Origin of the sequence: Undibacterium sp. TC4M20W, assembly GCF_049340245.1 — a bacterium.
Lineage (GTDB): Bacteria > Pseudomonadota > Gammaproteobacteria > Burkholderiales > Burkholderiaceae_D > Undibacterium.
Map to the genome: position 1 here is coordinate 1 of NZ_JBMPPI010000016.1, position 26,876 is coordinate 26,876.

Here is a 26,876-nt window from a genome sequence, read left to right on the forward strand (position 1 = left end):
TCATCGTCTTGCTTTGTTATTTCTTGTGAACACTTGCTATATTATTTAAGCATTCCAACTAACCTAAGTTAATTGGTGCGCTTCACCAAGTGCCCACATTTATTGACTGTTAATTGTTAAAGAACCAGAATCTTTTCTACCCTGCCAGACCGTCTTCCGATCCAGCTTTGCGTCGCAGCGTTGTGTGCGTCAGCAGCAGAGAAACGAGATTATGAAGCACTTATTTGCCGCTGTCAACACCCTGTTTTTATTTCGTTTAGATTAAATCTTTTTAGAATCAATCTCGACTACTTCAGGATATTTCCAGGCCTTGGCTTTCCGCGTCATTTCTTTCGCTCAAACCAGGAATTGCTTCACTTTCTACACCCGCTCTTCAGCGGGAGGCGAACTATAGCAAATCCCCCACCTGTTTTGCAAGAGAAATTTTCTTTATCTGCCGAATTTTCAAAAAATGAATTACGCTTATATATGAGATGAGCAAACTGAAGTAAGCCAATGAATTATTCACTCTTTGATGACGCTGGCAATATACAGCCCTGGACAGAAGCTATCTGCGAAGGTGCTGTGATACTCAGGCACTTTTCAGTGAATCACGAGGCAGCATTGCTGGATGGCATACAGCAAATATTAAGCAAGCACCCTTTCCGGCAAATGCGCACACCTAATGGTCACCGTATGTCAGTCGCGATGACTTGCTGCGGAGAGGTGGGCTGGGTATCTAATAGTGATGGCTATCGGTACAGCGCTTATGATCCGGAAAATGGAGAGCACTGGCCTGCCATGCCAGATAGTTTTTATTCACTTGCTGTACAAGCAGCACAAGAAGCTGGTTTTTCTGGCTTTACACCAGACAGCTGCCTGATCAATCAATATCAGGCGGGATCACGCCTTAGTCTCCATCAGGATAAAGACGAAAAGAAATTTGGCGCACCTATCGTGTCTTTCTCACTGGGCATACCGGCGACATTTCTTTTTGGTGGCATGCAACGCAGTGATGCTGTCCAGCGCTATCATCTGGCACATGGTGATGTTGTAGTCTGGGGCGGTCCGGCCAGATTGCGTTACCATGGCGTAGCACCCATCAAGGAAGCGGCGCATCCACTCCTGGGAACACAAAGAATCAATCTGACCTTCCGTGAGGCTATATAGTCAGGCTGCATAAACAGGGCAGCACTTTATCTCACCGTCCAATAACAAAACAAACAATCTCATATGCCATTTTCGCTAGATAATCTCTTAGTCATCGGAATTTCTTCCCGCGCCCTGTTTGATCTGGAAGCGGAAGAAACCATTTTTCAGGAACAAGGATTAGATACTTATCGCCAGCACCAACTCAAAGAAGAAAACAGCATACTAAAGCCAGGGGCCGGTTTTGCTCTGGTAAAAGCTCTATTGAAACTCAATGAACTGACACCTGGCCACAGACTGGTGGAAGTGGTCATCATGTCGCGCAATTCGTCCGAGACTTCTTTGCGGATATTTAATTCCATCGCCCACTATGGCCTGGACATCACACGCGCAGCCTTATCAGGTGGTTCACCACTGGCCCCCTACTTACTGGCTTTTAATGTCAGCCTGTTTTTATCCCTGCATGAAGATGATGTGCAAGCGGCTATCAATTCAGGCGTAGCGTCGGCGATGTTATATCGACTACCGGAAAATGCTGCTGACCCTGAGCAAATCCGTATTGCCTTTGATGGCGATGCCGTCATTTTTTCAGATGAATCTGAACGCATCTATCAGGAACAAGGCGTGGAAGCCTTTGAGCAGCATGAAAGAGAAAATGCCTTGAAGCCTTTGCCGGAAGGGCCTTTCGCCAGGTTGCTGCTGGCCTTATCGTACCTACAGAATAATTTCAAGACACCAGATGGCCGCGCCTTCCCACTACGCACTGCCCTTGTGACAGCGCGTGCCTCCCCTGCACATGAAAGAGTTATACGCACATTGCGCGCCTGGAATATCGCGATTGATGAAACCTTCTTCATGGGAGGCGTCAATAAATCTGCCGTATTGGCCGCCTTCAAGCCGCATATGTTCTTTGATGACCAGCATGGTCATTGCCTGCATGCGTCGAACGTTGTGCCAACTGGCCGGGTACCGGTCAAACAAGAAAAGTAAATCGCCTCAAAAAAACAAAAAAGCCAGCCTAATTTACCAGGCTGGCTTTTTTATATCTGAAGACAGATTAACGCTGTGCTAGCACATCTACCACACACAAAGCTGTCATATTGACGATGCGGCGTACTGTCGCAGATGGCGTCAATATGTGCACAGGCTTGGCACAACCCAGCAAGATCGGGCCTATCGCTACGTTATTACCGGCGGTTGTTTTCAACAGGTTGTAGGCAATATTTGCTGCATCGATATTTGGCATGACGAGCAAATTGGCGTCACTCTTCAAAGTCGAATCAGGCATCATTTTTTTGCGATAGCTGGTATCGAGTGCAGTATCACCATGCATTTCGCCATCTACTTCAAGATCAGGCGCATCACGCTGGATAATCGCCAATGCAGTGCGCATTTTTTGTGCAGATTCGCTATTGCTGGAACCAAAATTTGAATGCGACAGCAAGGCCGCTTTAGGCAACAGGCCAAAGCGACGCATTTCTTCTGCCGCCAGAATCGTGATCTCCGCAATTTGTTCTGCTGTCGGGTTTTCATTGACATGCGTATCAACCAGCACCAACTGACGGTCTGGCAAAACCAGGCCATTCATGGCAGCATAGACATTCACGCCTTCACGCTTGCCCAATACCTGATTGATGTAATTCAAATGCAAGCCTGTCGTACCAAAGGTACCGCAGATCATGCCATCTGCATCGCCCTTATGGATCATCATGGCACCGATCAATGAATGACGGCGTCGCATTTCCAGCTTGGCATATTGCTCAGTTACGCCTTTGCGGGCAGTCATCTGCAAATAGGTCTGCCAGTAGTCGCGATAACGGTCATCCTGCTCAGGGTTGATGACTTCAAAATCCACGCCAGCCTTGAGGCGCAGACCAAATTTTTCTATGCGCTGATCAAGGATATGCGGACGGCCCACCAAAATAGGCGCTGCCAGTTTCTCATCAACGATAACCTGCACTGCGCGCAAGACTTTTTCTTCTTCACCTTCGGCATAGACGATACGTTTGCGGTCAGCAGGTGCTTTTTTGGCGATCTGGAACAATGGCTTCATGAAAGTGCCGCTGTGGTAGACGAATTGCTGCAACTTCTCTACATAAGCCTGCATATCCTGGATAGGACGCACAGCCACGCCGCATTCTTCTGCTGCACGGGCAACAGCGGGGGCAATCTTGATCATCAAACGGGGATCAAACGGCTTGGGTATCAGGTATTCCGGGCCAAAGGACAGGTTGCTGATGCCATATGCAGAAGCGACGACATCTGATTGCTCAGCCTGAGCCAGCTCAGCAATCGCATGCACGACCGCGATTTCCATTTCACGCGTGATGGTGGTCGCACCACAATCCAGGGCGCCACGGAAAATATACGGGAAGCACAGAACATTATTCACCTGATTCGGGAAATCAGAGCGCCCGGTCGCCATGATGGCATCATCACGTACAGCCTTGACTTCATCAGGCAGGATTTCTGGCGTAGGGTTAGCCAAAGCCAGGATCAAAGGATTCGGCGCCATCAGCTTGACCATGTCCTGCTTCAACACACCGGCAGCGGACAAGCCAAGGAAGATATCTGCATCAGGGATCACGTCACGCAAGCTACGTGCCGATGTCTCTTGCGCAAAACGTTCTTTGTCCGGGTCCATCAACTCGACACGGCCTTTATAAACCACGCCAGCCAGATCAGTAACGAATATATTTTCCAGCGGGAAGCCCAGATCAACGATCAAATCCAGACAGGCCAGCGCTGCTGCACCGGCACCAGAGACCACCAGCTTGGTATTTTTGATGGTTTTACCAACAACCTTCAAGCCATTCAGAATAGCCGCGCCAACAATGATCGCTGTGCCGTGCTGGTCATCATGGAAGACTGGTATCTTCATGCGTTCACGCAGTTTGCGCTCTATGTAAAAGCATTCCGGCGCTTTGATATCTTCGAGATTAATGCCACCAAATGTAGGCTCAAGTGAAGCAATGATGTCGACCAGTTTGTCAGGGTCAGATTCATTGATTTCGATATCGAATACATCAATACCGGCAAATTTCTTGAATAGTACGCCCTTTCCTTCCATGACAGGCTTGGATGCCAGCGGGCCGATATTACCCAGGCCCAGCACTGCAGTACCGTTAGTAATGACACCCACCAGGTTACCACGTGCGGTGTATTTGAATGCAGCAGTTGGATCTGCGACGATTTCTTCACAAGGCGCAGCAACACCTGGGGAATACGCTAAAGCCAGATCACGTTGATTCGTCAGTTGCTTGGTAGCAGTGACACTGATTTTGCCAGGAGTCGGAAATTCATGATATTCCAGCGCTGCCTGACGCAATTGTTGACGTATTTGCTCTTTTTGATCTGACGAATCCATGTGCTTGACCTTCTTTCTATTTTTTTGCTTACGGAAATCTTACTAGTAGAGATTCTAGCAGAGGGAACCCTCTAACTTTATACGTATTTGTACGACTCTTATGCTTTTCAAGCATAACCAAATGCAATTTATTCTGTTAAGCAAAAATACATAGCCCTTAACTATCGAATCGATAAAATCAATTATCTTTTCAAATCAATTATTAAAATCTATGATCTATCTCACGTTGATAGCAAATGCAAACGACATCCGCAAATAACCAAGGAGAGCATTATGAGCACCCAGGCAAACCCATCCGTCACCATCCAAAACCTTGAATCCGCTTTTGCTGGCGAATCCATGGCCCATATCAAATATCGCTATTTCGCCAAACTGGCCCGTGAGGCGGGTGCGATAGAAATTGCAGAAGCATTTGAAGCAACCGCTGATCAAGAAGTCATGCATGCCTTTGGTCATCTGGATTTGCTGTATCCCAAAAGCCAGCTGACGCCGCAACGTGCTTTGGAAATTGCCATTGAAGGTGAGACTTATGAATACACAGAAATGTACCCAAAATTCCGTCATCTCGCTGTGGAAGAAGGCAATCAGGCTGCCGTCGCTGAATACGATGAGCAAATCGCAGAATCTAAGGAACACGCTGAAAACTTTAAGCGGACTTTAGAAATCGCTGCCAAGCGTTTTGCTGCACTGGCCAAGGTAGAAGAGCGCCACGCCAATCACTACCGCGCTGTGCTGGAAGCCAATCAGGCCTGAGCCCCAAAAACACTCCATCAAACACAGAGGACATTATGAAAACTTACCAATGCATCGTATGCGGCTTTATCTATGAAGAATCCAAAGGCTTGCCAGAAGAAGGCATCGCCGCCGGCACACGTTGGGATGATATTCCAGCCGACTGGGAATGCCCTGATTGCGGCGTTGCCAAAGCTGATTTTGACATGATAGAAATCTGAGGTAGTCATGAAACCCATCGCCATCATCGGTTCGGGCCTGGCTGGTTATACAGTCGCCAGAGAATTTCGCAAGCTCGATAAAACTACGCCCTTGCTGATCATCACTGGCGATGATGGCGGCTTTTATTCCAAGCCCATGCTGTCGAATGCTTTTGCCATGGGCAAGCAACCACAGCAATTGCAAAGCAAAACGGTAGATCAGATGGCAGCCGAGCTGACTGCCACTATCCTGACAAAGACCGTGGTGAACGGCATTAATACAAAGGCGCAGACCATACAAACCAAAGTGGGTGATTTTGATTATGCCCAACTGGTGCTGGCGCTTGGTGCGCAAGCCATACGCCTGCCTATCGCTGGCAATGCGGCTGACCAGGTTTTGTCGGTCAATAACCTGGCTGACTATGCCGTGTTTCGCGACAAGCTGGCGCAAGCTGGTGACAAGGCCAGGGTCACCATACTGGGCGCAGGTTTGATAGGCTGTGAATTCAGCGATGATTTGGCCAGCGCGGGACATGAAGTTACCTTGATAGACCCAAACGCACTGCCGCTCGCTGCACTGGCACCGACAGCTATTTCACAAGGCTTGCATGCCGCACTGAATGCAAAAGGTGTACAACTCAAACTGGGCACCACAGCCAGTCAGATTGATGTGCTGAATAATGCCCTACAGGTGACGCTGACCAATGGAGAGAGCTTTAACACTGATGTCGTCTTGTCGGCAGTTGGCTTGCGTGCCGACATACGTCTGGCGCAAGCGGCGCAATTGCAAACGGATCGCGGCATTATCATCAATGAATATGGCCAGACCAGTGTGCCCGAGATATTCGCGCTTGGAGATTGTGCGCAGTACAAGCAAGCGGATGGCAGCCAAAGTCTGATGCCCTACGTCGCCCCCATCATGACCGCAGCGCGGGCAATTGCGCTAAGCCTGACAGGTCAGTTGAGCAACATAGACATGAAACCAGCCGCCGTGCTTGTCAAAACACCCAGCTACCCGGTTGCACTGATCCCGCCTGCATTTGCGGCCAGCAAATCAGGCGCGTGGGAATCAGATCATGCAGATGGCGTTACCACCAGCCGCTATTTTGACGAGAGCAAAAAATTGCACGGCTTTGCAGTTGCCCCGCAAGATGCCAAATCGAGAAATGCACTGATTGCAGAATTAACAGAAGCACAAGCAAGACGGCTGAACTGAAGCGGCCAAGCGAATGGCACCGAAGGTGCCTGGGGATTATCTTGAATCCTGGGTCAGCTTAGGTACAATGCGCGCATGCTTTCCGAATTTGATCTCATCAAGCGCTACTTTGCGCAGCACAGTATTCAAGACAGCCGCATCGCCCTCGGCATAGGGGATGATTGCGCCCTGCTCAACCCCAGCCCCGGCATGCAGATGGCTATTTCCAGCGACATGCTGGTATCTGGCCGCCACTTTTTCCCGGACGCTGACCCGTACAAGCTAGGGCATAAATGCCTGGCAGTGAATTTGTCTGACCTGGCTGCCATGGGCGCTGCGCCACTGGGTTTTACTTTGGCACTGTCGCTGCCAGAAGCAAACCAGGACTGGCTGGCAGAGTTTTCACGCGGCTTGCTGGCACTGGCTGATGAACATCATTGCCACCTGATAGGCGGCGACACCACCAAGGGGCCGCTGAATATCTGCATTACGATTTTTGGTGAGCTGCCACCCGGCACCGCCCTGCGCCGCGATGCCGCCAAGGTTGGCGATGACATCTGGGTATCTGGCACACTGGGCGATGCCCGCCTGGCTTTGGCAGGCTACTGGAATGAAGTCACTCTCAGTGAGTCTGATCATCAATTGGCGGCAACACGCATGCACCAACCCAGCCCACGCATTGCACTGGGCATGGCCTTGCGTGGCATAGCGCATGCAGCGCTGGATATTTCTGATGGTCTGGCTGGTGATCTTGGCCACATACTGGAAAAATCAGCGGTAGGCGCCAGCCTGTTTATTGATCAATTGCCTGCTGGCCCGGTCTTGCAAACGCAGCCTCAGGAATTGCGCAGGCAATTTACCCTGAATGGTGGTGATGATTATGAGCTATGTTTTACGGCTCCCGCCAGCAACAGACAACACGTCATCGCCGCAGCAGCAAAATCGCACACTGCGGTCACACGCATAGGCCAGATAGAAGCAAATGCTGGCTTGCGTCTGGTTGATGAAGATGGCAAACCAGTAAAGCTGCAATATAAATCCTTCGATCACTTCGTAAATCCATGAGCACTTTAGAACACGGCCAGACAGCCATCGTCACCCACCCTGGCTGGCGCTTCATGCTGCGTCACCCGGCCCATATTCTGGCTCAGGGTTTTGGCAGCGGCTTGTCACCCATCATGCCCGGCACCTCAGGTACCCTGTTTGCGTGGCTGAGTTTTTATGTTTTATCCAGCCGCTGGCCAGAGGTCTTCACGACCATTAACTGGCTTGCCATCATTGTCATTGGCTTTGCTGTTGGAGTCTGGGCTTGCCATGTCACAGGAAAAAACATGGGGGTTGCGGATCATGGCAGCATGGTATGGGATGAAATCATTGCCTTCTGGCTCGTGTTGCTCTTCATCGTACCTGCAGATTGGCAAACCCAGTTGTGGGCGTTTATCGGCTTCCGCTTTTTTGACATGGTCAAGCCACCACCGATAGGTTATTTTGACCGCCGCTTCAAAGGGGGTTTTGGGGTCATGTGGGATGATATTGTGGCGGCTTTCTTTTGTCTGCTGAGTTTTGCACTATGGCGTAACTTCTAAAAATAATGGCTGCAAATTGCAGCCATTATTTTTTTACTGTTCCATATTGAAGAATACTTACTCGTCCTTAACCCCATCTATCCCCAGTTCCTGAATCTTGCGGGTGATGGTATTTCTGCCTATGCCCAGACGTATCGCAGCATCATTTTTGCGACCATGGGTATGGCGCAATGCGGCCTTGATGACGACGGATTCAAAGCAACGTCCCAGTTTGTCGATGACTTCAGACTGACCTTCTGCCAGCATCGCTGTTGCTTCTGCTTCCAGCAAAGAAACCCAGCTTTCACCGCTACGATATACTGGCTTTTCTGGATAGGCGCTGCCATTGATTTGTGAAGCTTGCGCCTGCAAATGTTCACCTCCCCTGCCATGCGTTTCATGAACACTGCCGCCAACGGGAGCCTGAGCAGGACTCGCCGCGCCCATGGCAATTGGCACCAGATCTTGCGGTAAATCAGGCACTTCCACCGTCTGGCCAGGCGCCATGACTGTGATCCAGTTGCATAGGTTTTCCAACTGGCGCACATTACCTGGAAAATCCAGGCTGGACAAAAATTGCAATGCCGGCTCCGACATGCGTTTGACATCTACACCCAATTGCTTGGCACTTTGGTTCAAGAAGTATTTGGTCAGCAAGGGGATATCTTCACGACGCTCGCGCAAGCTCGGCAGGCGCAGGCGGATCACGTTCAGGCGATGATACAAGTCTTCGCGGAACAAGCCATCTTTAACCCGGGTTTCCAGATTTTGGTGGGTTGCGGCGATCACGCGCACATTCGCCTTCATGGGCTGGTGGCCGCCAACGCGATAAAAATGGCCGTCTGACAAAACCCGCAACAAGCGAGTTTGTAAATCAAAAGGCATGTCACCAATTTCATCAAGGAACAGTGTGCCACCCTCGGCCTGCTCGAAGCGACCACGACGTGTGGTTTGCGCGCCAGTAAAGGCGCCGCGCTCGTGACCAAATAATTCAGACTCCAGCAAATCCTTGGGGATCGCTGCAGTATTCAAAGCAATGAAAGGTTGAGAAGAACGCGGGCTATGCTTGTGCAATGCACGTGCCACCAATTCTTTACCGCTGCCCGATTCGCCAGTAATGAGCACCGTCACATTCGATTGTGACAACCGGCCTATGGCGCGAAACACATCTTGCATGGCAGGTGCCTGACCAAGTATCTCAGGCGTTTCAGACATGCTTTGCTCTACGCTGGATTCGCGCAGGCTCTCATCCATGGCGCGGCGTATCAGCTCTACGGCCTTGTCCAGGTCAAACGGCTTGGCAAGGTATTCAAACGCACCGCCCTGAAAAGCCGCAACTGCTGATTCCAGATCAGAAAACGCCGTCATGATAATTACAGGCAAGCCAGGATATTTGGCTTTGACGGTTTGCAAGAGTTCAAGGCCGGATGCGCCGTGCATGCGTATGTCAGACACCAGCACTTGTGGCGTATCGCTTTGCAAGGCATTCATTGCATCTCTTGCATTGGTGAAGCTGCGGGTTGCCAGATTTTCTCTCGCCAGTGCTTTTTCCAGCACCCAGCGAATTGAATCGTCGTCGTCCACTATCCAGATTGGTTTCATATTGTCGTTTTGCAGTCTGTGTTAAGCATATCGATAGAAGGAGCACTTTTGGTGCCGCCGCTTTGCCACACCCTTATTTAAGGTAGTGGTATCAGTATCCGGAAATCCGTACATCCTGGCCGGCTCTCACATTCGATGACACCCAAATGTTGTTCAACGAAAGTTTGTGCCAGCGTCAATCCCAAACCGCTACCGCCTTCCTTGCCTGACACCAGGGGATAGAAAATACGGTTGCGAATCTCGGGTGGGATGCCCGGACCGTTATCGATGATATGCAAGTCTAATGCCAGCCTGTAACGAACCTTGGCCAAAGTGATCTGGCGCACCACGCGCGACTTGAAAGTCAGCACCGCATCACCCTGCCTGATACGCTCACTCAATGCCTGCGCGGCATTATGGGCAATGTTTAACACTGTCTGGATAAGCTGTTCTTTGTCACCACGAAATTCAGGTATCGATAAATCATAGTCACGACTGATCGTCAGCCCTTGCGGGAACTCAGCAACGATCAGGCTGCGCACACGTTCACACACTTCATGGATATTCACGTCGCCAACGATATGTGGCAAACGATGCGGTGCCAGCAAGCGATCTACCAGGGTCTGCAACCTGTCGGCCTCCTTGATGATGACCTGGGTATATTCACGCAATTCGCGCAGGTGGCGCTCGGGCAATTCCAGCTCCAGCAATTGCGCTGCACCACGTATGCCACCTAGTGGGTTCTTGATCTCATGCGCCAGATTGCGTATCAACTCCTTGTTCGCTTTGCTCTGGTCGAGCATGCGCTCTTCCCTGTCAAGCTTGAGTTGCTGTACGTTTTCACGCAGCTCTATCAGCACTGGCGTATCAGGATTATCGAGTGCAGTGACGATGCTGTGCACATGCAAGGGGTCACGCCCTGCCCGCTCCAAAGTCAGGTCCTGGCGCTTGTCAGCAAACTGGTGAGCTACTGCCTGATGAAAGACCGCAGTCAATTCCTGCCCATTAAGGAACAGGTCTGTCAGCTTTAAATGTGTCAGTGACTTGAAAGAAGAATCAAGCAAGTTTTCAGCAGCAGCATTGGCAAATAAAATGCTGCCTTCAGCATCCAGCACAATGACCGCGGATGTCAGCAGGTCAAGTCCGGCAAATGAGGTAAGTGGAGTTTTCAAAACTTGTCCATAAAAAAAGGCCGCACAGAGCGACCTTTACGCAAGCATCATGCCCGGAAGCACTTTTGCCGTTCACACTGGCAACTTATTTTGCATTGGCAATTTCACGTTTTAGTGCTTCTATGTTTTTTTCGGTGCGACTGATGTCTTCTTTCATCAAATTGGTGCGTTCCTGATATTTGGCGAAATTTCTTTCATCACCACGACGCTCAGGCTCACCATTATTGTATTCTTTCTTGATATTCGCCAGTTTTTGCTCTTCTGTCTTCAATTCGTCCTGCAAAATCTGTTTGCGGTCAGAATCCCTGGCTTTTTGCGTACTGTCATCTACCTTGGGGAAATCACTGGGGCTGCTGGCAGGCTTGCCTTGCGGTTTCTTGGCAGGGGCCGGCAATACAGGCGCTGGCAGAACAGTCAGGCCTTGCAAATCCACTTTCTTGCAGCCTTTGACAGCACCTGTGTTCTTGTATTCTTTTTTGCCATTATCATCGACGCATAGATATACCTCGGCCTGTGCATGGGCATACGCCTGCACGCCAATAAAAAGAAGTAATCCTGACAAGAGTCGGTTCATAGGAAGGCAATATTCATGGATAGACTGTAAGTGTATGTCATGCAGCCGTGCAACACAATTACGAACAAATTAGCATTTGTAACAAAAAAAGCGGGGTTACCCCCGCTTTTTTGCGTTTTTACCCTGATTGCAGAGGGTAATTACAGAGAATAGTACATGTCAAATTCAACAGGGTGAGTTGTCATGCGGAAGCGTTGTACTTCTTGCATTTTCAAATCAATGTAAGCATCAATCATGCTGTCGCTGAATACGCCACCGCGTGTCAGGAACTCGCGGTCTTTGTTCAATGCATCCAGTGCTTCTTCCAAAGATGCGCACACTGTTGGGATCAATGCATCTTCTTCTGGTGGCAAATGGTACAGATCTTTGCTGGCTGCTTCGCCAGGATGTATCTTGTTCTGCACGCCGTCCAGACCTGCCATCATCAGTGCAGAGAAGCACAGGTATGGGTTCGCCAGTGGATCAGGGAAACGTGTTTCGATACGGCGGCCCTTAGGATTGGCAACGTAAGGAATACGGATGGAAGCAGAACGGTTACGGGCAGAGTAAGCCAGTTTCACCGGAGCTTCATAACCTGGAACCAGACGCTTGTAAGAGTTGGTACCTGGGTTAGTGATCGCATTCAGTGCTTTAGCGTGCTTGATGATACCGCCGATGTAGTACAGGGCGAAATCAGACAAACCAGCATAGCCGTCGCCAGCAAACAGGTTTTTGCCATCTTTCCAGATGGATTGATGCACGTGCATGCCAGAACCGTTGTCGCCAACGATAGGTTTAGGCATGAAAGTCGCTGTCTTGCCATACGTGTGGGCAACATTCCAGACTACGTATTTCAGGTTTTGTGTCCAGTCAGCGCGCTCTACCAGAGTAGAGAACTTGGTACCGATCTCATTTTGACCAGCGCCAGCCACTTCATGGTGATGCACTTCAACCGGGATACCCAGGGATTCCAGGATCAGACACATTTCAGAACGCATGTCCTGGAAGCTGTCGACTGGAGGAACCGGGAAGTAACCGCCTTTAACCGTTGGACGGTGGCCAGTATTACCGCCTTCCAGTTTTTCGCCTGTCGTCCAGGAAGCTTCGTCAGAATCAATCTTAACGAAACAGCCAGACATATCTACTTTCCAGCGTACGCTGTCAAAAATGAAGAATTCTGGTTCTGGGCCAAAGTAAGCTGTATCACCAATGCCTGAGGATTTCAGATACGCCTCAGCACGTTTCGCGATGGAACGTGGGTCACGGTCATAACCTTTGCCATCAGATGGCTCGATCACGTCACATTGCATGAACAATGTGGTTTCTTCGAAGAATGGATCAATGTTGGCAGTAGATGGATCAGGCATCAACAACATGTCGGATGCTTCAATGCCTTTCCAGCCAGCGATGGACGAGCCGTCGAATGCGTGGCCAGATTCGAATTTATCGATGTCGAACTGGGAAATTGGAACAGTTACGTGCTGTTCTTTGCCTCGGGTATCAGCAAAGCGAAAATCAACGAATTTGACTTCGTTATCTTTCGCCATTTTCAAGACTTCTGCGGCTGTCATTGCCATGTGAAACTCCTCTGAGAGCTAAAAATAAATTCGGAAATTGCCGAGCACTGCGCCTGCCAGTTATGTGCAATTTTGACCAACAGACAAACCTTGCCTTATTGCTCTTACAACAGCATTTTCGCCTGGCGGCTAAACTCAGTGGGGATAATAGCAGAAACCGTGCCATCATCCAGATCAGTCATATATAAAATCGAAATTTGTTAAATGCTTGTTTTTGTGGCGTTTTCCTGACCAAAAGGGAAACTGCTTAACAAACAGATAAAATACAATTCGCACCAAAACAATGCATACAAAATTAAATGTTCATTTTTGGTGCATTATTGATTTAAAACTGCTGTTGCGCATTTTTTTGGTGCAATTTTTCAAATGATCAAAATCGTATTGAATGAAGCGCCGCCACCCCTTGAGCAATGTTTCATAAAAAGCAAATATGCTTGATCAAAATCAACTTTCCTTTGTATAAGCTCGTGTCGCATTCGCGCTCATTTAGACTGTCACCACCTTTGCCAGTCTGGCCGCATGCCAGTAACAAAGATCCAGCACAGAACTGCCGGCCGGCTGGCAATGTTTTTCAGCCGGTAGTGATTTTTCAGCCGGTAGTGATTTTTCAGCCTATATATTATGTTGCCCCACCCCTGCCCGCGAAAGCCTTTTTTGCTTGCCGCCGTGACCTTTGTCCTCACCATGCTGGCAAGCACCTCTGTCACCTTGAAACTGATCAAACTGCTGCAAGAAGCAGGTGAACAAAAAAAACGACTCAAAAAAATCATCTGTAAACAGCGGGCAAAGCGCAAACACATAGAAGAAGACTTGCGTATCGCTGCCATTGCCTTTGAAGCCCAGGAAGGCATGGTCATCACCGACCAGCACCGTACTATTTTGCGTGTCAACAATGCGTTCACTCACGTCACTGGCTATAGCCGCGAAGAAGCGCTGGGCAAGCAAACCAGTCTGCTCAAATCCGGGTTGCATGGCACCAGCTATTATGAAGACATGGGTAGGCAACTGGATGTCAATGCCTATTGGCAGGGTGAAATCTGGAACCGCAGAAAAAATGGCGAAGTCTATCCAGAATGGCTGACCATCACTGCCGTCAAAAACCAGAGCGGCCAGGTCATCAACTATGTCGCCACCATGCTCGACATCACCCAAAGAAAAGCAGCAGAAGCAAAACTGGAACACCTTGCCTACCACGACCCGCTGACAGGACTGGCCAACCGCAGACTATTGATAGACCGCCTGCAACACAGCCTGCTGGCAAAGAGCCGCAGCAATCTGTATGGCGCAGTACTGTTTCTTGATCTCGATAATTTCAAAACCATCAATGACAGCAGTGGCCACGGCAAAGGTGACATGCTCTTGCAGGTTGCCGCAAAACGCCTGACCCACAGCATACGCAAAGGCGACACCCTGGCACGATACGGTGGCGATGAATTTGTATTACTGCTCGAAGAACTCAGCGACAACATCCGCGAAACCGCCATAGAAGCACAAATGATCGCCACCAAAATCCTGGCAGACCTGCTCGCCCCGTATGATTTAGAACACACTGAATATCACAGCAGCGCCAGCATAGGCATCACCCTGTTTGACAGTCAAAGCACCTCAGCCGAAGAACTGCTCAAACAGGTAGAAGTCGCCATGTATGAGGCCAAGTCCAGCGGCGGCAATAGTTTCCGCTTCTTCGACAAGGACATGCTCGACATCGTCAACACCCGTGCAGCACTGGAAGCAGACATGCGCCTGGGTCTGCAGAAAGAACAATTTGTCCTGCATTACCAGCCGCAAGTCAGCAGCACAGGCCAGATCACCGGCGCAGAAGCCCTGGTGCGCTGGCAACACCCACAAAAGGGCTTGATACCACCATCCGACTTTATCCCGCTCGCAGAAGAATCAGGTCTCATCCTCAGCCTGGGCGCATGGATATTAAAAACTGCCTGCATCAAACTGGCCGATTGGAAAAAAACAGAAGACAAACAGCACATGAGCCTGGCAGTGAATGTCAGCGCCCGTCAGTTCAGGCAATATGATTTTGTTGCGCAGGTGCTGGATAATATCGCCCGCTTTGAGATTGACGCCAGCAAACTCAAACTCGAACTGACAGAAAGTCTGCTCATCGATAATATAGAAGAAACCATAGACAAGATGAATCAGCTTAAAGCCAGAGGCGTAGGTTTTTCACTCGATGACTTTGGCACCGGCTACTCATCCCTGTCTTATCTTAAGCGCCTGCCGCTGGACCAGCTCAAGATAGACCAGTCCTTCGTACGCGACATCCTCAATAACAATGATGCCGTCATCACCAGAACCATCATCGCACTCGGCCAGAGCCTGGGCCTGGCCGTGATTGCAGAAGGTGTGGAAACCGCAGCCCAGCGCGATTTCCTGCTACAGCAGGGCTGTCTTTCCTATCAAGGTTATCTGTACGGCAAACCCAGTGCCGATTTAATATAAACTAGCAGGCACATTAGCACTACCTTTTTTGCAATTGCTATTTTCAATCAAGGAATCATCATGTCAACAGATCAAACCCTGCAAGCAGCACGCCAGCGCGGCCACGAACAAGCCCTACCCTACGCCGGCGCAGTCAGCCCACAAGAAGCCTTTGCACTGCTGCAAAATGACAGCAGGATATTACTCGTCGATGTACGCACCAATGCAGAACGCGACTGGGTAGGTAGAGTCAACATCAGCGAAGCCCAACACCTGGCCGTGCAATGGAGCCTCTACCCAGGCGGCACACCCAACCCCGACTTTCTCGCACAACTGCAAGCCAGCGTGCCTGACAAAGCCAGCACCATCCTCTTCCTCTGCCGCTCCGGCGTACGCTCACGCCACGGCGCCAAACTAGCAACTGAAAACGGCTACACCAACTGCTACGACATCCTGCAAGGTTTTGAAGGCGACAAGGACGAACAAGGCCACAGAAAAACCGTAGGCGGCTGGTGCCAAAACAACCTGCCATGGCTGGGCGCCTGACTTAATCCATAGCAAGATTTACAAAAAACAAGAAAAAAGCTTCCATAATGAAGTTTGCTTTGCTAGAATAGCGGACTTCGCTGTTACGGCAAGTTTTAGCGAATGCAGGAGAGGTGGATGAGTGGTTTAAGTCACACGCCTGGAAAGCGTGCGTAGGTTTATCCCTACCGGGGGTTCGAATCCCCCCTTCTCCGCCAAGATAAATGAATAAGCCCTTGATTTTCAAGGGCTTTTTTATTTTTTAGCTATTTCAGTGTGCCATTTGGTGTACCAACGCCGCTTGGAAGCTATTGGAACGCATTGGCAATGTGTCCCTCTAAAAAGCTCAACGAAAGCAAACCTGTGCCGCCGCTGAATTCCGCGATGAATTACTAAACTTCCTGATGCAGGCTTGTGGCGATTCTTAAGCAACAGGCTCAAAGAGGTGTTGACTTGTTCGTTTGCTAGCTGAATTGACCCTGTCAGTTTGATCCACCTTCCACTTCCTGGCGAAGGCGGCCACCCGGTCATACGACCCCTCAAATCCCAGTTCTTTCAGATCCAGATGAAGCTGTTTTAAGCTGCGTCTCTGCTTGCGATTTTTACCCGCTTCGGTTTTAAGCCAGCTTGAAAGCTGCAATGCATATTTGTCGATGGCTCTGTTTGTTTGTCGCTCCGCATAGGCTGGCTCTGTGACTTCAGAGCGCAGATAGCGCCGGACAGTGTTGCGGGAGATGCCCAGTCGTCTGGCAATCTCCCGTAATGGAATCTGGTCACGAATGTGCCAGCGTCGAATAATACCTAGTAATGCCACGTCAATCACTCCTGTCCCCTACTCATCAAGATAAGTAGGATTGTGTGCTAAACGTGGGTCAATTTTAGATGCAATTTATCCAGCAAAGTGGGTCAATTTTCAGTGCAAATCAACAGGTTGGGGGCTTACGAACTGTCTGAGAAGGTATTGACAAGTTACTTGCGTCGAGTAGAAGCGCATATTGACACTCATGGTCGTGTTGCCACTGCCCACGGTTTCAGGTCGAGCTTTCAGGACTGGTGCAGTGAGAAAGGTCATTCCAGAGATTTAGCAGAACGCTCGTTGGCACACCAAGTAGAGAATAAGGTAGAGGCGGCTTATCATAGGATAGACTTGTTGGAGCAACGCCGTCCCTTAATGCAAACTTGGGCGGATTTTCTGAGTAGTGCAACTATTTTGGGTCGAGCGGATTGAGGATCCTTGTGTCGTTGTTAGATTCTGCAGTGGTCCGGCAAGACCAGATCTCACGCAACGCCCGCTCATGCAAGTAGGCGTTTTAGTTTGTGGGTTCGTTATTCTCATGTGTGTCTATTTCCGGTGCCTGATCAATTGGTATAGAGAAATACCGGCGACACTCATGGAACGAGACGTTGTGCAGACTTATTTGGCACCTTTCGATCAACAGATTTGCAATAATTCTGTCAGGAGTAGTCAAATCGCTCTACTTGCTTTCTACTATGCCACGTACAGCAATACCGCGCCAAAATGGCATATGCTCCCGCCAAGCACGAACAGGTGCCAAACCCCGTGTCCGTGACGCCATTTGTGATCTGTGGCATAAAACGCGATTCCTCCGGTGTAGAACGCACCGCCTGCTGCAAGCCACCGGAAGCCGTCTATCGTGAGCGCATTGATGAGCGGCTTAGCAGCGATCACGCCAACCCAGCCCATCACCACATAGATTAGCAACGACATTAGCCGTGCTCCTTTGGCGTACCACAATTCTTGCAGGACACCAATAACGGCAAGCCCCCACACCACGCCGAACAGCGACCATCCCCACGTCCCCCTTAGGCTGACCAGTGTGAATGGCGTATAGGTACCAGCAATTAGCAAGTAGATTGCGCAATGGTCGAGCCGACGCAATACGTCTTTGGCAGGCCCTTGGGTGCTGTGATACAGGGCAGATGTAAAATAAAGGGCAACTAGCGTGACAGCGTAGATGCTGAAACTAACAATCTTCCAATAGTCTCCACTGCGAACTGCTATCGTGATCAGCGATACACCGCCCACTGTCGCCAATGCAGCACCCACCGCGTGGGTAATGCCATTGAAGCGCTCTCCATAATACATGCGTATTCCCTTACAAATTTTCCACTATTGAAAGCTGCGGCCCAGACATTGTATTTGCGTGGGCGCGCTGTGCACTTCCTGACGAACGCCATCACCCGGTTACGCAACCTATCAAATCCCAATTCTTTCCGATCGAAGTGAAGTTGTTGCAAGCTACGCCGTTAATTGTCATTTCAATAAATTTTTATTTTAAGCCTGCTTAAAAGTTACAGTGCATATTTATCGATGGCACTTGTTGTCTGTCGCTCCGCATAGGCTGGTTCTATGATCTCAAAGCGCAGATACAAGCGGCGTAAAGCAAAAACAAGGACATTGTCCTTAAACATTTGTGTTTTGTTTGTTATCTTTACTTAAATCACACTTGGTCAACTACGATTGAACAATTTTTGCAATTCATCCATATCCGGTGGTTTGACTAGATGCGCATTAAATCCTGCAGCAAGCGATTTCCGTATGTCCTCATCCTGTCCATAGCCCGTCACGGCGATCAACAGCGAGGTCGCAGTCTCTGGTAGTTCACGCAGGCGGTTCGCTAATGCCATGCCATCCATATCAGGCAATCCGATATCCAGTAGACTTACTTGCGGTTTTAGGCGGCGTGCAATATCAAGGGCAGCACTAGCGTCATAAGCAACAACGACCTCATGACCAAATTCGCGTAATACTGTACAGAGCATATCGGCCGCATCTTGATTGTCGTCTACTACCAATATCCGCTGGGTTGGAACTTTCGGTATTGGTTCTCTACAGGCTACCGATTCTCGCATCACCTCATCAGCAGGCAGGCAAGGTAACCTGAGAGTGAATGTACTGCCCTGCCCAAGGCCTTCACTACACAGATGAACGCTACCGCCGTGGGCATTGGCTATCAATTTCACAAGTGCCAAGCCTAAGCCCAGACCACCTTGAGTGCGGTCTGGTGTGCGTTTAGCTTGAGTAAACAAGTCAAAAATGTAGGGGGCCAGATCAGGCTCTATGCCCATACCATCGTCACTGACCTCCAGTACCACTGAATCTTTTTCAACTGCGAGAATCACTTCAATGCTTCCTCCAGTCAATGTGTACTTGACTGCGTTGTTGAGAAGATTGGCGATCACTTGAACCAGTCGATTCGGGTCACCTTTCACCCACACAGGGCGAATAGGCAAGCGAAGGTTTAGCCGGTGTTGCTTTGCTTGCATAGCAGATTCAAGTTGCTCAACGGCTTCTGATGCTGCATTTCGCATATCAACCTGCTCACTCGCGAATGCTACCAGATTGCGTGTGAGCCTGGCCATGTCCAGCAAGTCGTCAATGAGATGTGACATATGCCTGACTTGACGCGCAATAGTCTGGCTGGTCTTCAGCACCATCGTTGCGTCTTGTGGTCGCAGGCTAAGCAATTGCGCAGCGGCCCCGATCGGAGCCAGTGGATTGCGCAACTCATGCGCCAACATAGCCAAAAACTCATCTTTGTGCTGGTATGCTTCACAAATTTGGTATTGCCGCTGCCTGCCCCGTAGCGCAGAACGCACTGCGCTCGTTAAGGTTGGAACGCGCATAGGACGCTCCAACAAAGTCAGATTACCCAAAACATCATAAGCGTGCTGTACCCAATCAGGATTGCTACCCGGCTTAGTTAGAACGAGAATAGGAAAATCAGACCAGTCAGGCTGATGGGCAATAAATGTATATAACGCGTCAAACCATTCACGGTTCAATGCCTCTTCCACTGTTACTAGCGCTCCAGCACCCTCCTCCAGTGCCTTTAGCAATGACGGCAGGCACGAACAATGCTCGCAAAGCACACCAGCGCTATGTAGCGCATTGGCGACGAGCGTAGCGTCCTTACCGTAGGGTGCGTAAATCAGGACACGATTTTTGATATGCAACTCGCTCATAGTTGAACCTCTGCGCCCTTAATAACAGGCAAATGCAGTGTCCGACTTAAAAAATCTCTGGCGTTTGCAAGTATGGTATCGATAGGTATCACTTCGACGATAAATTGTAGTGTCATAGCAAGTATTCTGGACTCGGCCAATCCAAATCAGGCGATGCCAATGGACAACGAACTTTATGGTATCAATGCTTTTGTCGGCCATAACCATCTGCTAACATTGTCAGGAAATATTGCTGGCACACTACATTATTCGTTACAAAAAAACAATAGTAATCGCCATCAATATAGGCTTTCGAAGCCGTTTTATGCCATCAATAGTTATTCTACCTTTATCTCTCATTTGTAAATAACTTAACTACAAAGCTAAATTGTCAGCGATAGACTAAATCAGGGATTAATAAGCAACCGTGCGTTGCCGCACAAAGAAGGAGATATCACCCATCAAGCTTGTCGGGATGATCGCGTCACTGAGATTCAAAAGAGGTAAAAGGTATATGTTGCTCAGCACTTTCAATCTCGAATTATTATGCACTTAGCCGTTTGTCAGCCTATATTCTTGTATCATTTCTTTCACTCGGTTATGAGTTAAAGAACAGTTTTAAATATTAGGAAATTTTCAATTTCTTGCGTCTTAGAATGCGCGATTTGTTTGACTCGCACTTCCCTCAAAACATCTTAGAGGAAGAGAGTTTAAACAGCTTACAAAGTACAAAAGCATTGTCTACTTGATATGTAGTAATATTAATCAAGCATTCTCGCATCCTTCTCAAGACACACTTTCTCCTCACCACGTTCAAACTATGAATATCGCTAAATTCATTAATCAAAATATGGAGCTGATCCTTGTTGAATGGGATGCATTCGCGGCGACCTTTGGTACTGTTGCGGATAAGATGTCTACTCAGGAACTACGGGATCACGCTAAACAAATACTACAGTTCGTGGCCGAAGATATTCAAACAGCAGAGACCCCGGAACAAAAGGAGGCAAAATCACAAGATCTCAGCTCACCTCCAGCCAATGATGAGAGTGCTTCATCAATTCATGGGAGATTGCGTTACGCGAGCGGATTTACTCTACGTCAATTAATTGCCGAGTACCGTGCATTGCGAGCAAGCGTACTTAAGCTATGGCAGCAAAGTTGTTCTGATGTTTGGGTAGAAAATGCGCAAGACATGATGCGGTTTAATGAAGCAATAGATCAATCACTTGCCGAGGCTGCTATAGCGTATTCGGACAAAGTGAATGAAACCCGGGATATTTTTTTGGCCATATTAGGTCATGACTTGCGTAGCCCCCTGGCAGTTACAGCATTGGCCGGCACATATCTATCCAGAGCGGGCGCATTTGACAATCAAATTCAGCAGATAGGATTTCGTGTCAAGCGTAGTGCTGCCACAATGAACGCGATGGTCAACGATCTATTGATATTGGCCCGCACTCAATTGGGTGATGGCATTCCAATCGAACGACTTGAATGTGATCTCAACGACATAGGCCGTTGGGCTATTGAAGACTCTACTGCTGTACATCCAAAATCTCTGTTCGAACTGAACACCAAAGGTGAGTTGAAAGGTGCTTTTGACCAGCAACGGCTTCAGCAAGTGTTAATAAATCTAATTAACAATGCCGCACAGTATGGTGCGCCGGATAGGCCGATCATCATCGATATAGTGGGAGAAAAAGATCGCATACTTCTTCAGGTCTGCAATGAAGGGCCTCCAATTCCAGAAGAGCTATTACCAACATTATTCAGCTCATTGGTGCAATTGCCAGAGCAGGATGGCAACGACAGGCCGCGTAGCAGTCTAGGCTTAGGCTTGTTTATAGCAAAAGAAATCGTTGTAGCACACGGCGGCGATATTAATGTAAGTTCTGATCAAGATGCGGGCACTGTATTTTCAGTTTATCTACCCCGACAATAATATAGGATATTTTTAATCTACCTAAAAATTAGCAATCCTGCTTTCCTGAGCCGCAAAGCGTATTAAATACCAAGATCTATTGGGACTGCCTTTGTGTGACAACGCACAGACCTACTTCAAGCCATTGGAGTAGCGTGCAGGTCATGCAAAACATCAACGTCCAGGCGCTACCTGTCACCGTGTCGCCGCAGGGTACACCTCTTTTTGTTGCCAAAGGACTTGCCAAAACCTACCAGATGGGCGAGATAACGGTCACTGCCCTGGTTGATGTTGATCTAACTATCTACAAGGGCGAGTTCATAGTGTTGTTGGGACCGTCAGGCAGCGGCAAATCGACTTTATTGAATATTCTGGGCGGCCTGGATCGCCCTAGTAGCGGCAGTGCCCTTTTTGCTGAACAAGATTTAACCGCAGCCAACGAGAAGGAACTCACCACCTACCGGCGTGAGCATGTAGGCTTTGTGTTTCAGTTCTATAACCTCATCCCCAGTCTGACGGTGCGGGAAAACGTGGAGCTGGTGACTGACATTGCCATTAATCCCATGCCTGCGCTGGAAGCGTTGACGCTGGTGGGGCTGGCAGACAGGGTAGATCACTTTCCATCGCAATTATCTGGCGGTGAGCAGCAGCGGGTGGCGATTGCCCGCGCCATCGTAAAGCGGCCAGACGTGTTGCTATGCGACGAACCCACAGGAGCACTGGACTATGTAACCGGCAAGCTGGTGCTGGAGGTCATTGCCAACATCAACCGAGGCATCGGTACTACGACAATCGTCATCACTCATAACGCCGCCATTGCAGGCATGGCGGATCGGGTGCTGTTTTTGGGTGAGGGGCGAATTCAGCGCATCGAAGTCAACACTAACAAGCTGCAACCGTCCCAACTGACCTGGTAATGCTCTGGCCCCTTGATTTAATAAAGGCCAGTAAGCGCAAAGATACGCAACAAAGCCAGCTTTATTTGCATTAGCTTCCACATAAGGGTGCGGGTTACTACAGTCCGCTGAGTCGAGATAAGACCACCATGAAAACGCTGAACAAGAAGCTACTGCGCGGCATAACTTTGATGTGGAGTCAGGCCTTGACAATTGCGCTAGTGGTCGCTAGTGCCGTCGCTGGTTTCATCACCAGCTTCAGTGCTTACGACGCGCTATCGTGGTCGCGCGATTTGTATTACGCCGATTCACGTTTTGCAGATGTGTTTGCCACACTCAAGCGAGCACCACTGACTCTGGAGCGACAATTGCAGGAAATTGTTGGTGCCGCGCATGTTGAAACATCCCAAGCCCAAGTCGTCCCAGTGAATATTCCCAATGTAGTGGACCCAATTGTCGGTCTGTTGTTGGGGATGGACCCACTGCTGCCGCAGCGGCTCAATAAGGTCAATCTTCGCCTGGGGCGTATGATTGCTACACGCCATACAGGCGCAATGGAAGCACTGGTATCGGAAGGTTTTGCCGTGGCGCGCAAGCTTGCGCCTGGTGACAGGGTCAACGCGCTCATCAATGGCAAACGAGAAGAACTGCTAATCGTAGGCATTGCTCTCTCGCCTGAGTATATTTTTGCGGGTTTGGGGGGCTCGCCCGACCAGCGCGGTTTTGGCGTCTTTTGGGTGGATAAGCGTGCTCTGGCGTCAGCCTACAATATGGAAGGTGCGTTCAACCAGGTTGCCGTGCGGCTTAGCCCTGGTGCCAGCGAGGGGGCTGTGATAGATCAGCTAGACCGCCTGCTGAAGCGTTACGGCGGGAACACCGCTCATGGCCGCGATTTGCAGATGTCGCACGCCATGCTCAGCTCTGAAATTACTCAGCAGCGGGTGATGGGTACAGTCTTGCCGACGATCTTTTTGGGTGTTGCTGCCTTTTTGCTTAACGTGGTGCTAGGTCGGCAAATTGCCACTCAGCGCGGACAGATCGCTGCACTCAAGGCACTGGGCTACGACAACCTTGCAATTGGCTGGCATTACTTAAAGCTGGTGTTGATTATCGTGGCCTTAGGGCTGGCATTGGGTCTGGCTCTGGGCACAGTGATGGGCAAGTTTTTTGTCGGCATGTATGAGGAAAGCTTTCGCTTCCCTGACATGCATTTTCGTTTGCGCCCCGATCTTGTGCTGGTGGCCGTCGGCGTGGCATTAACCGCAGCTGTGTTGGCCACGGTCAACGCGATTTATGCGGTCGTCATCCTGGCACCAGCAGAAGCTATGCGGGCCCCGTCCCCAGGCATCTTCAAACCTATGCTCATTGAGCGCTGGGGTTGGCAAAAATGGTTTTCGCCGGCGCTACGCATGGTCTTGCGTACGATGACGCGAAGACCACTGCGTACCAGCCTGACGGTGTTTGGTATTGCCATGTCGATGGCAATTGTGGTTACCGGCTCTTTTATGCGCGATTCGGTGGCGGTGTTGATGGAAACCCAGTTTCGGCAAGTGTTGCGCGGCGACGTGGTCGTGGCCCTGTTGGAAGCAACGCCTGCCAACGTATTATACGCAGCAGGCAAGTTGCCCTATGTCACTGCGGTGGAAGGGGCACGCAGCGTGTCGGTTCGGCTGGTACATGATAACCACAACTGGCACGGCATCATCATGGGCAAAGCGCCGCAACCTGAACTGCAACGCATCGTGAATCTGGAAAGGCAATTCTTCACTGCCCCACAGGACGGTCTGTTGCTGACCGATCGTCTCGCTACCAAGTTGCATCTTCACGTGGGCGATAGAGTACGAGTAGAGGTACAGGAAGGCGAACGCGCAGTGCTGGAATTGCCGGTAACTGGCACGGTACAAGAAATGCTGGGCATGAATGCCTACATCGAGCGAGCCAGCCTGAACAATCTATTGCGCGAAGGTGATCTGGTAAACAGCTTCACCCTGGCGGTTGAACCCGGCTTTGAACCCGAGCTGCTACAACGTCTACAAGGATTATCCCGTGTTGGCGTGGTCATCAGCAAATCAACCATGGCCAAGAACATAGAGGATGTGACCGTCGGCAACCTGCTGATGGTCAGTTCTGTGTTGACAGCCTTTGCTATCGTGATTGCCGTGGGGGTGGTGTATAACAACGCCCGCATCGCACTGGCCGAGCGCGCCTGGGAATTGGCCAGTCTGCGCGTTCTGGGCTTTACCCGCACCGAAGTGTCTGCCATTTTGCTGGGCGAGCTTGCAATTGAAATCACACTTGCCATGCCGCTGGGCATGTTGCTGGGATATCTGCTCGCGGCAGGCATCGTCAGCGGGATACAAACCGACGATTTTTACTTCCCATTTGTGATCACGCCCGCCACCTATGCCTTTGCTGCCATCTGCGTGGCACTGGCAGGCATGGTCAGCGCCTTTATCGTGCGCCAGCGTGTAGATGGGCTGGACATGGTCAGCGTGCTCAAGACGCGTGAATAAAATGCACATCAGCCAACACCATATCCCTCCAATGATTTCGTCTCAACAATAACCTGGAATTAATATGACTGATAGCCCGCCCCCAACAAGCGCACAAGAGCCGAGCGCGGTACCGCTGGCACCTCCTTCTCCGACGCAAGTCGCACCTGCGACTCTGCCAGTGACACCCGTTGCGCCGACGTCCGGCACGTCACCTGTTCCGCCCGCCACCGCCCCACCAGCACCAGCAACTAAGCCCAAGACCAAACTGAAACGCTATCTGATCATCGCGGGCGTGAACTTGGTAGTTATCGCGCTGCTGGTGTGGGCATTCAAACCCAAGCCGCTGAGCGTGGAAGTAGCCAAGGTGACCCAGGGCCGGTTTGAACGTGCCATACAGGAATATGGCAAAACTCGTGTGCGCAACCGCTACATTGTCTCTACTCCACTGGCAGGCCGCGTGGGGCGGGTACTACTAAATCAAGGCGACAGCGTCACACAAGGTGATACCGTGGCACTGTTGTGGCCAATGGCACCTGCCTTACTGGACGAGCGCGCCCGCGACGAGCAAAGTGCGCGCATTGCTAGTGTGGCAGCATCGCTGGCGCGCACCCAGGCCAACGTGGGGCATGCGAACGCGGCATTGGTTCAGGCCCAGGCAGACTTAAGGCGCAGTGAAGCCTTGGCGAGACAAGGTTTTGTATCACCCAATCAGAATGAAACCGGACGGCTCAATCTGAGCCTGCGCATCCACGAACTGGAAACTGCGCGACAGGAAGAAAATGCAGCAAGGCATGATCTGGAACAGTCTCGCGCTGCACTAAAACAGTTTGCGCAAGCGCCGTTGGGTGGTTCGCAGCCCAGCTTTGCTATCAAGGCACCAGTCAGCGGCAAAGTGTTGAAAATCTTGCAGCAAAGCGAAACAAGTGTAGCGGCAGGCGCAGGCTTGCTGGAACTAGGTGACCCGACCAAGCTGGAAGTGGTGGTTGATCTCCTGACCGAAGACGCCACTCAAGTGCGCCCAGGTACTGCCGTACAATTACTGAACTGGGGCGGTGCAGAAGTGCTCAGTAGCAAGGTGCGCTGGGTTGAGCCAGCCGCATTTACTAAAGTGTCGGCGCTGGGCGTAGAAGAACAGCGCGTCTATGTGGTCATCGACATAATAGCCCCGGCTGCGCAATGGCAGGCATTGGGCGACGCCTTCAAGGTCGACGTGCGGGTATTGGTGCAAGTGGTGGAAAATGCCATCATTGTACCGGTGAGCGCCCTGTTCCCCATAGGCTCTCGCTCTGGCGTATTTGTCGTTGAAAAGAACCACGCTGTCCTTAAAGAAGTCAGCGTAGAAGCACGCAATGGCGTCAGTGCCTGGGTGAAAGAGGGGCTACCCGTAGGCACCCAAGTGATTGTGTACCCAGATAGCAAGCTCAAGGACAAGGCAGCAGTCAAGGTGCGGTGAGTATTAGATCGAACACAGAATTAACTCTTGGTTTTGGAGGGAATAAAAAGGAATCTGGAATCTTTGCCAGAACCGATGAAAATCCATTAAGACAATATATGGCATTGCTTTAGG

General features: G+C 50.1%; 20 protein-coding genes, 1 tRNA gene and 1 pseudogene. 14 read left to right on the plus strand and 8 right to left on the minus strand.

The genetic code is table 11. The features are described 5' to 3' along the window. Nucleotides 1–495: 495 nt before the first annotated feature. Both alkB and ACO0LL_RS18485 read left to right on the plus strand, forming a co-directional pair. Nucleotides 496–1,149, plus strand: a complete 654-nt coding sequence (alkB, locus tag ACO0LL_RS18480) for a DNA oxidative demethylase AlkB (RefSeq protein WP_422952297.1) — start codon at nt 496–498, stop codon at nt 1,147–1,149. A 63-nt stretch (nt 1,150–1,212) separates the two neighbouring features. Beyond that, on the plus strand, nt 1,213–2,118 hold the full coding sequence (locus ACO0LL_RS18485; RefSeq protein WP_422952298.1) for a 5'-nucleotidase: 906 nt from the start codon (nt 1,213–1,215) through the stop codon (nt 2,116–2,118). A 67-nt stretch (nt 2,119–2,185) separates the two neighbouring features. Here ACO0LL_RS18485 and ACO0LL_RS18490 read toward each other — a convergent pair whose 3' ends face one another. Next, a complete protein-coding gene (locus tag ACO0LL_RS18490) occupies nt 2,186–4,495 on the minus strand; it encodes an NADP-dependent malic enzyme (protein ID WP_422952299.1) in 2,310 nt (769 codons plus the stop codon). Between the two features lie 273 nt (nt 4,496–4,768). Between ACO0LL_RS18490 and ACO0LL_RS18495 the strand changes: the two genes are divergently transcribed. From ACO0LL_RS18495 to ACO0LL_RS18515, 5 genes are all read left to right on the plus strand, one after another. Further along, nucleotides 4,769–5,248: a rubrerythrin family protein gene (locus ACO0LL_RS18495; RefSeq protein WP_422952300.1), complete on the plus strand. Its 480-nt coding sequence runs from the start codon at nt 4,769–4,771 to the stop codon at nt 5,246–5,248. A 35-nt stretch (nt 5,249–5,283) separates the two neighbouring features. Further along, entirely contained in the window at nt 5,284–5,448 is a 165-nt protein-coding gene (locus tag ACO0LL_RS18500; RefSeq protein WP_110258335.1) for a rubredoxin, read from the plus strand. A gap of 7 nt (nt 5,449–5,455) precedes the next feature. Then, a complete protein-coding gene (locus tag ACO0LL_RS18505; RefSeq protein ID WP_422952301.1) occupies nt 5,456–6,643 on the plus strand; it encodes an FAD-dependent oxidoreductase in 1,188 nt (395 codons plus the stop codon). A gap of 75 nt (nt 6,644–6,718) precedes the next feature. Continuing rightward, a complete protein-coding gene (gene thiL, locus ACO0LL_RS18510) occupies nt 6,719–7,687 on the plus strand; it encodes a thiamine-phosphate kinase (RefSeq protein ID WP_422952302.1) in 969 nt (322 codons plus the stop codon). Continuing rightward, the gene (locus ACO0LL_RS18515) at nt 7,684–8,208 is read left to right on the plus strand and encodes a phosphatidylglycerophosphatase A (protein WP_422952303.1); all 525 of its coding nucleotides are present in this window, start codon (nt 7,684–7,686) and stop codon (nt 8,206–8,208) included. Before thiL ends, ACO0LL_RS18515 begins: the two co-directional genes overlap by 4 nt. A gap of 57 nt (nt 8,209–8,265) precedes the next feature. Here the strand turns inward: ACO0LL_RS18515 and ntrC are convergent, their stop codons facing one another. The 4 genes from ntrC to glnA form a co-directional block, all read right to left on the minus strand. After that, entirely contained in the window at nt 8,266–9,789 is a 1,524-nt protein-coding gene (gene ntrC / locus ACO0LL_RS18520; protein WP_422952304.1) for a nitrogen regulation protein NR(I), read from the minus strand. Between the two features lie 77 nt (nt 9,790–9,866). Beyond that, nucleotides 9,867–10,940, minus strand: coding sequence for a nitrogen regulation protein NR(II) (gene glnL, locus ACO0LL_RS18525; protein WP_162058484.1), 1,074 nt, complete (start codon nt 10,938–10,940; stop codon nt 9,867–9,869). A gap of 85 nt (nt 10,941–11,025) precedes the next feature. After that, entirely contained in the window at nt 11,026–11,514 is a 489-nt protein-coding gene (locus ACO0LL_RS18530; protein WP_422952305.1) for a DUF4124 domain-containing protein, read from the minus strand. A gap of 140 nt (nt 11,515–11,654) precedes the next feature. After that, nucleotides 11,655–13,070, minus strand: a complete 1,416-nt coding sequence (glnA, locus tag ACO0LL_RS18535) for a type I glutamate--ammonia ligase (RefSeq protein WP_422952306.1) — start codon at nt 13,068–13,070, stop codon at nt 11,655–11,657. Between the two features lie 666 nt (nt 13,071–13,736). Here glnA and ACO0LL_RS18540 point away from each other — a divergent pair. The 3 genes from ACO0LL_RS18540 to ACO0LL_RS18550 all read left to right on the plus strand — a co-directional run bounded on the left by ACO0LL_RS18540 (nt 13,737) and on the right by ACO0LL_RS18550 (nt 16,246). Next, on the plus strand, nt 13,737–15,524 hold the full coding sequence (locus tag ACO0LL_RS18540; RefSeq protein ID WP_422952307.1) for a putative bifunctional diguanylate cyclase/phosphodiesterase: 1,788 nt from the start codon (nt 13,737–13,739) through the stop codon (nt 15,522–15,524). A 60-nt stretch (nt 15,525–15,584) separates the two neighbouring features. Then, nucleotides 15,585–16,049: a rhodanese-like domain-containing protein gene (locus tag ACO0LL_RS18545; protein WP_422952308.1), complete on the plus strand. Its 465-nt coding sequence runs from the start codon at nt 15,585–15,587 to the stop codon at nt 16,047–16,049. 107 nt (nt 16,050–16,156) lie between these two features. Then, nucleotides 16,157–16,246: transfer RNA gene (locus ACO0LL_RS18550), tRNA-Ser, on the plus strand. A gap of 236 nt (nt 16,247–16,482) precedes the next feature. Here ACO0LL_RS18550 and ACO0LL_RS18555 read toward each other — a convergent pair. The 3 genes and pseudogenes from ACO0LL_RS18555 to ACO0LL_RS18565 form a co-directional block, all read right to left on the minus strand. Beyond that, nucleotides 16,483–16,851 (minus strand): annotated as a pseudogene (locus tag ACO0LL_RS18555) (helix-turn-helix domain-containing protein); the annotation flags it as partial. 666 nt (nt 16,852–17,517) lie between these two features. Next, nucleotides 17,518–18,135: a PAQR family membrane homeostasis protein TrhA gene (gene trhA, locus ACO0LL_RS18560; protein WP_422952309.1), complete on the minus strand. Its 618-nt coding sequence runs from the start codon at nt 18,133–18,135 to the stop codon at nt 17,518–17,520. 365 nt (nt 18,136–18,500) lie between these two features. After that, nucleotides 18,501–20,015: a hybrid sensor histidine kinase/response regulator gene (locus ACO0LL_RS18565; protein WP_422952310.1), complete on the minus strand. Its 1,515-nt coding sequence runs from the start codon at nt 20,013–20,015 to the stop codon at nt 18,501–18,503. Nucleotides 20,016–20,814: 799 nt separating this feature from the next. On the opposite strand from ACO0LL_RS18565, the gene ACO0LL_RS18570 reads away from it, so the two are divergent. From ACO0LL_RS18570 to ACO0LL_RS18585, 4 genes are all read left to right on the plus strand, one after another. Further along, on the plus strand, nt 20,815–21,939 hold the full coding sequence (locus ACO0LL_RS18570; RefSeq protein ID WP_422952311.1) for a sensor histidine kinase: 1,125 nt from the start codon (nt 20,815–20,817) through the stop codon (nt 21,937–21,939). Nucleotides 21,940–22,082: 143 nt separating this feature from the next. Then, entirely contained in the window at nt 22,083–22,835 is a 753-nt protein-coding gene (locus ACO0LL_RS18575; RefSeq protein WP_422952408.1) for an ABC transporter ATP-binding protein, read from the plus strand. Between the two features lie 128 nt (nt 22,836–22,963). Beyond that, nucleotides 22,964–25,327 carry an ABC transporter permease gene (locus ACO0LL_RS18580; RefSeq protein ID WP_422952312.1) on the plus strand — a complete coding sequence of 788 codons (2,364 nt, stop codon included), beginning with the start codon at nt 22,964–22,966 and terminating at the stop codon, nt 25,325–25,327. 64 nt (nt 25,328–25,391) lie between these two features. Further along, nucleotides 25,392–26,762 carry an efflux RND transporter periplasmic adaptor subunit gene (locus tag ACO0LL_RS18585; protein WP_422952313.1) on the plus strand — a complete coding sequence of 457 codons (1,371 nt, stop codon included), beginning with the start codon at nt 25,392–25,394 and terminating at the stop codon, nt 26,760–26,762. The last annotated feature ends 114 nt before the right edge of the window (nt 26,763–26,876 follow it).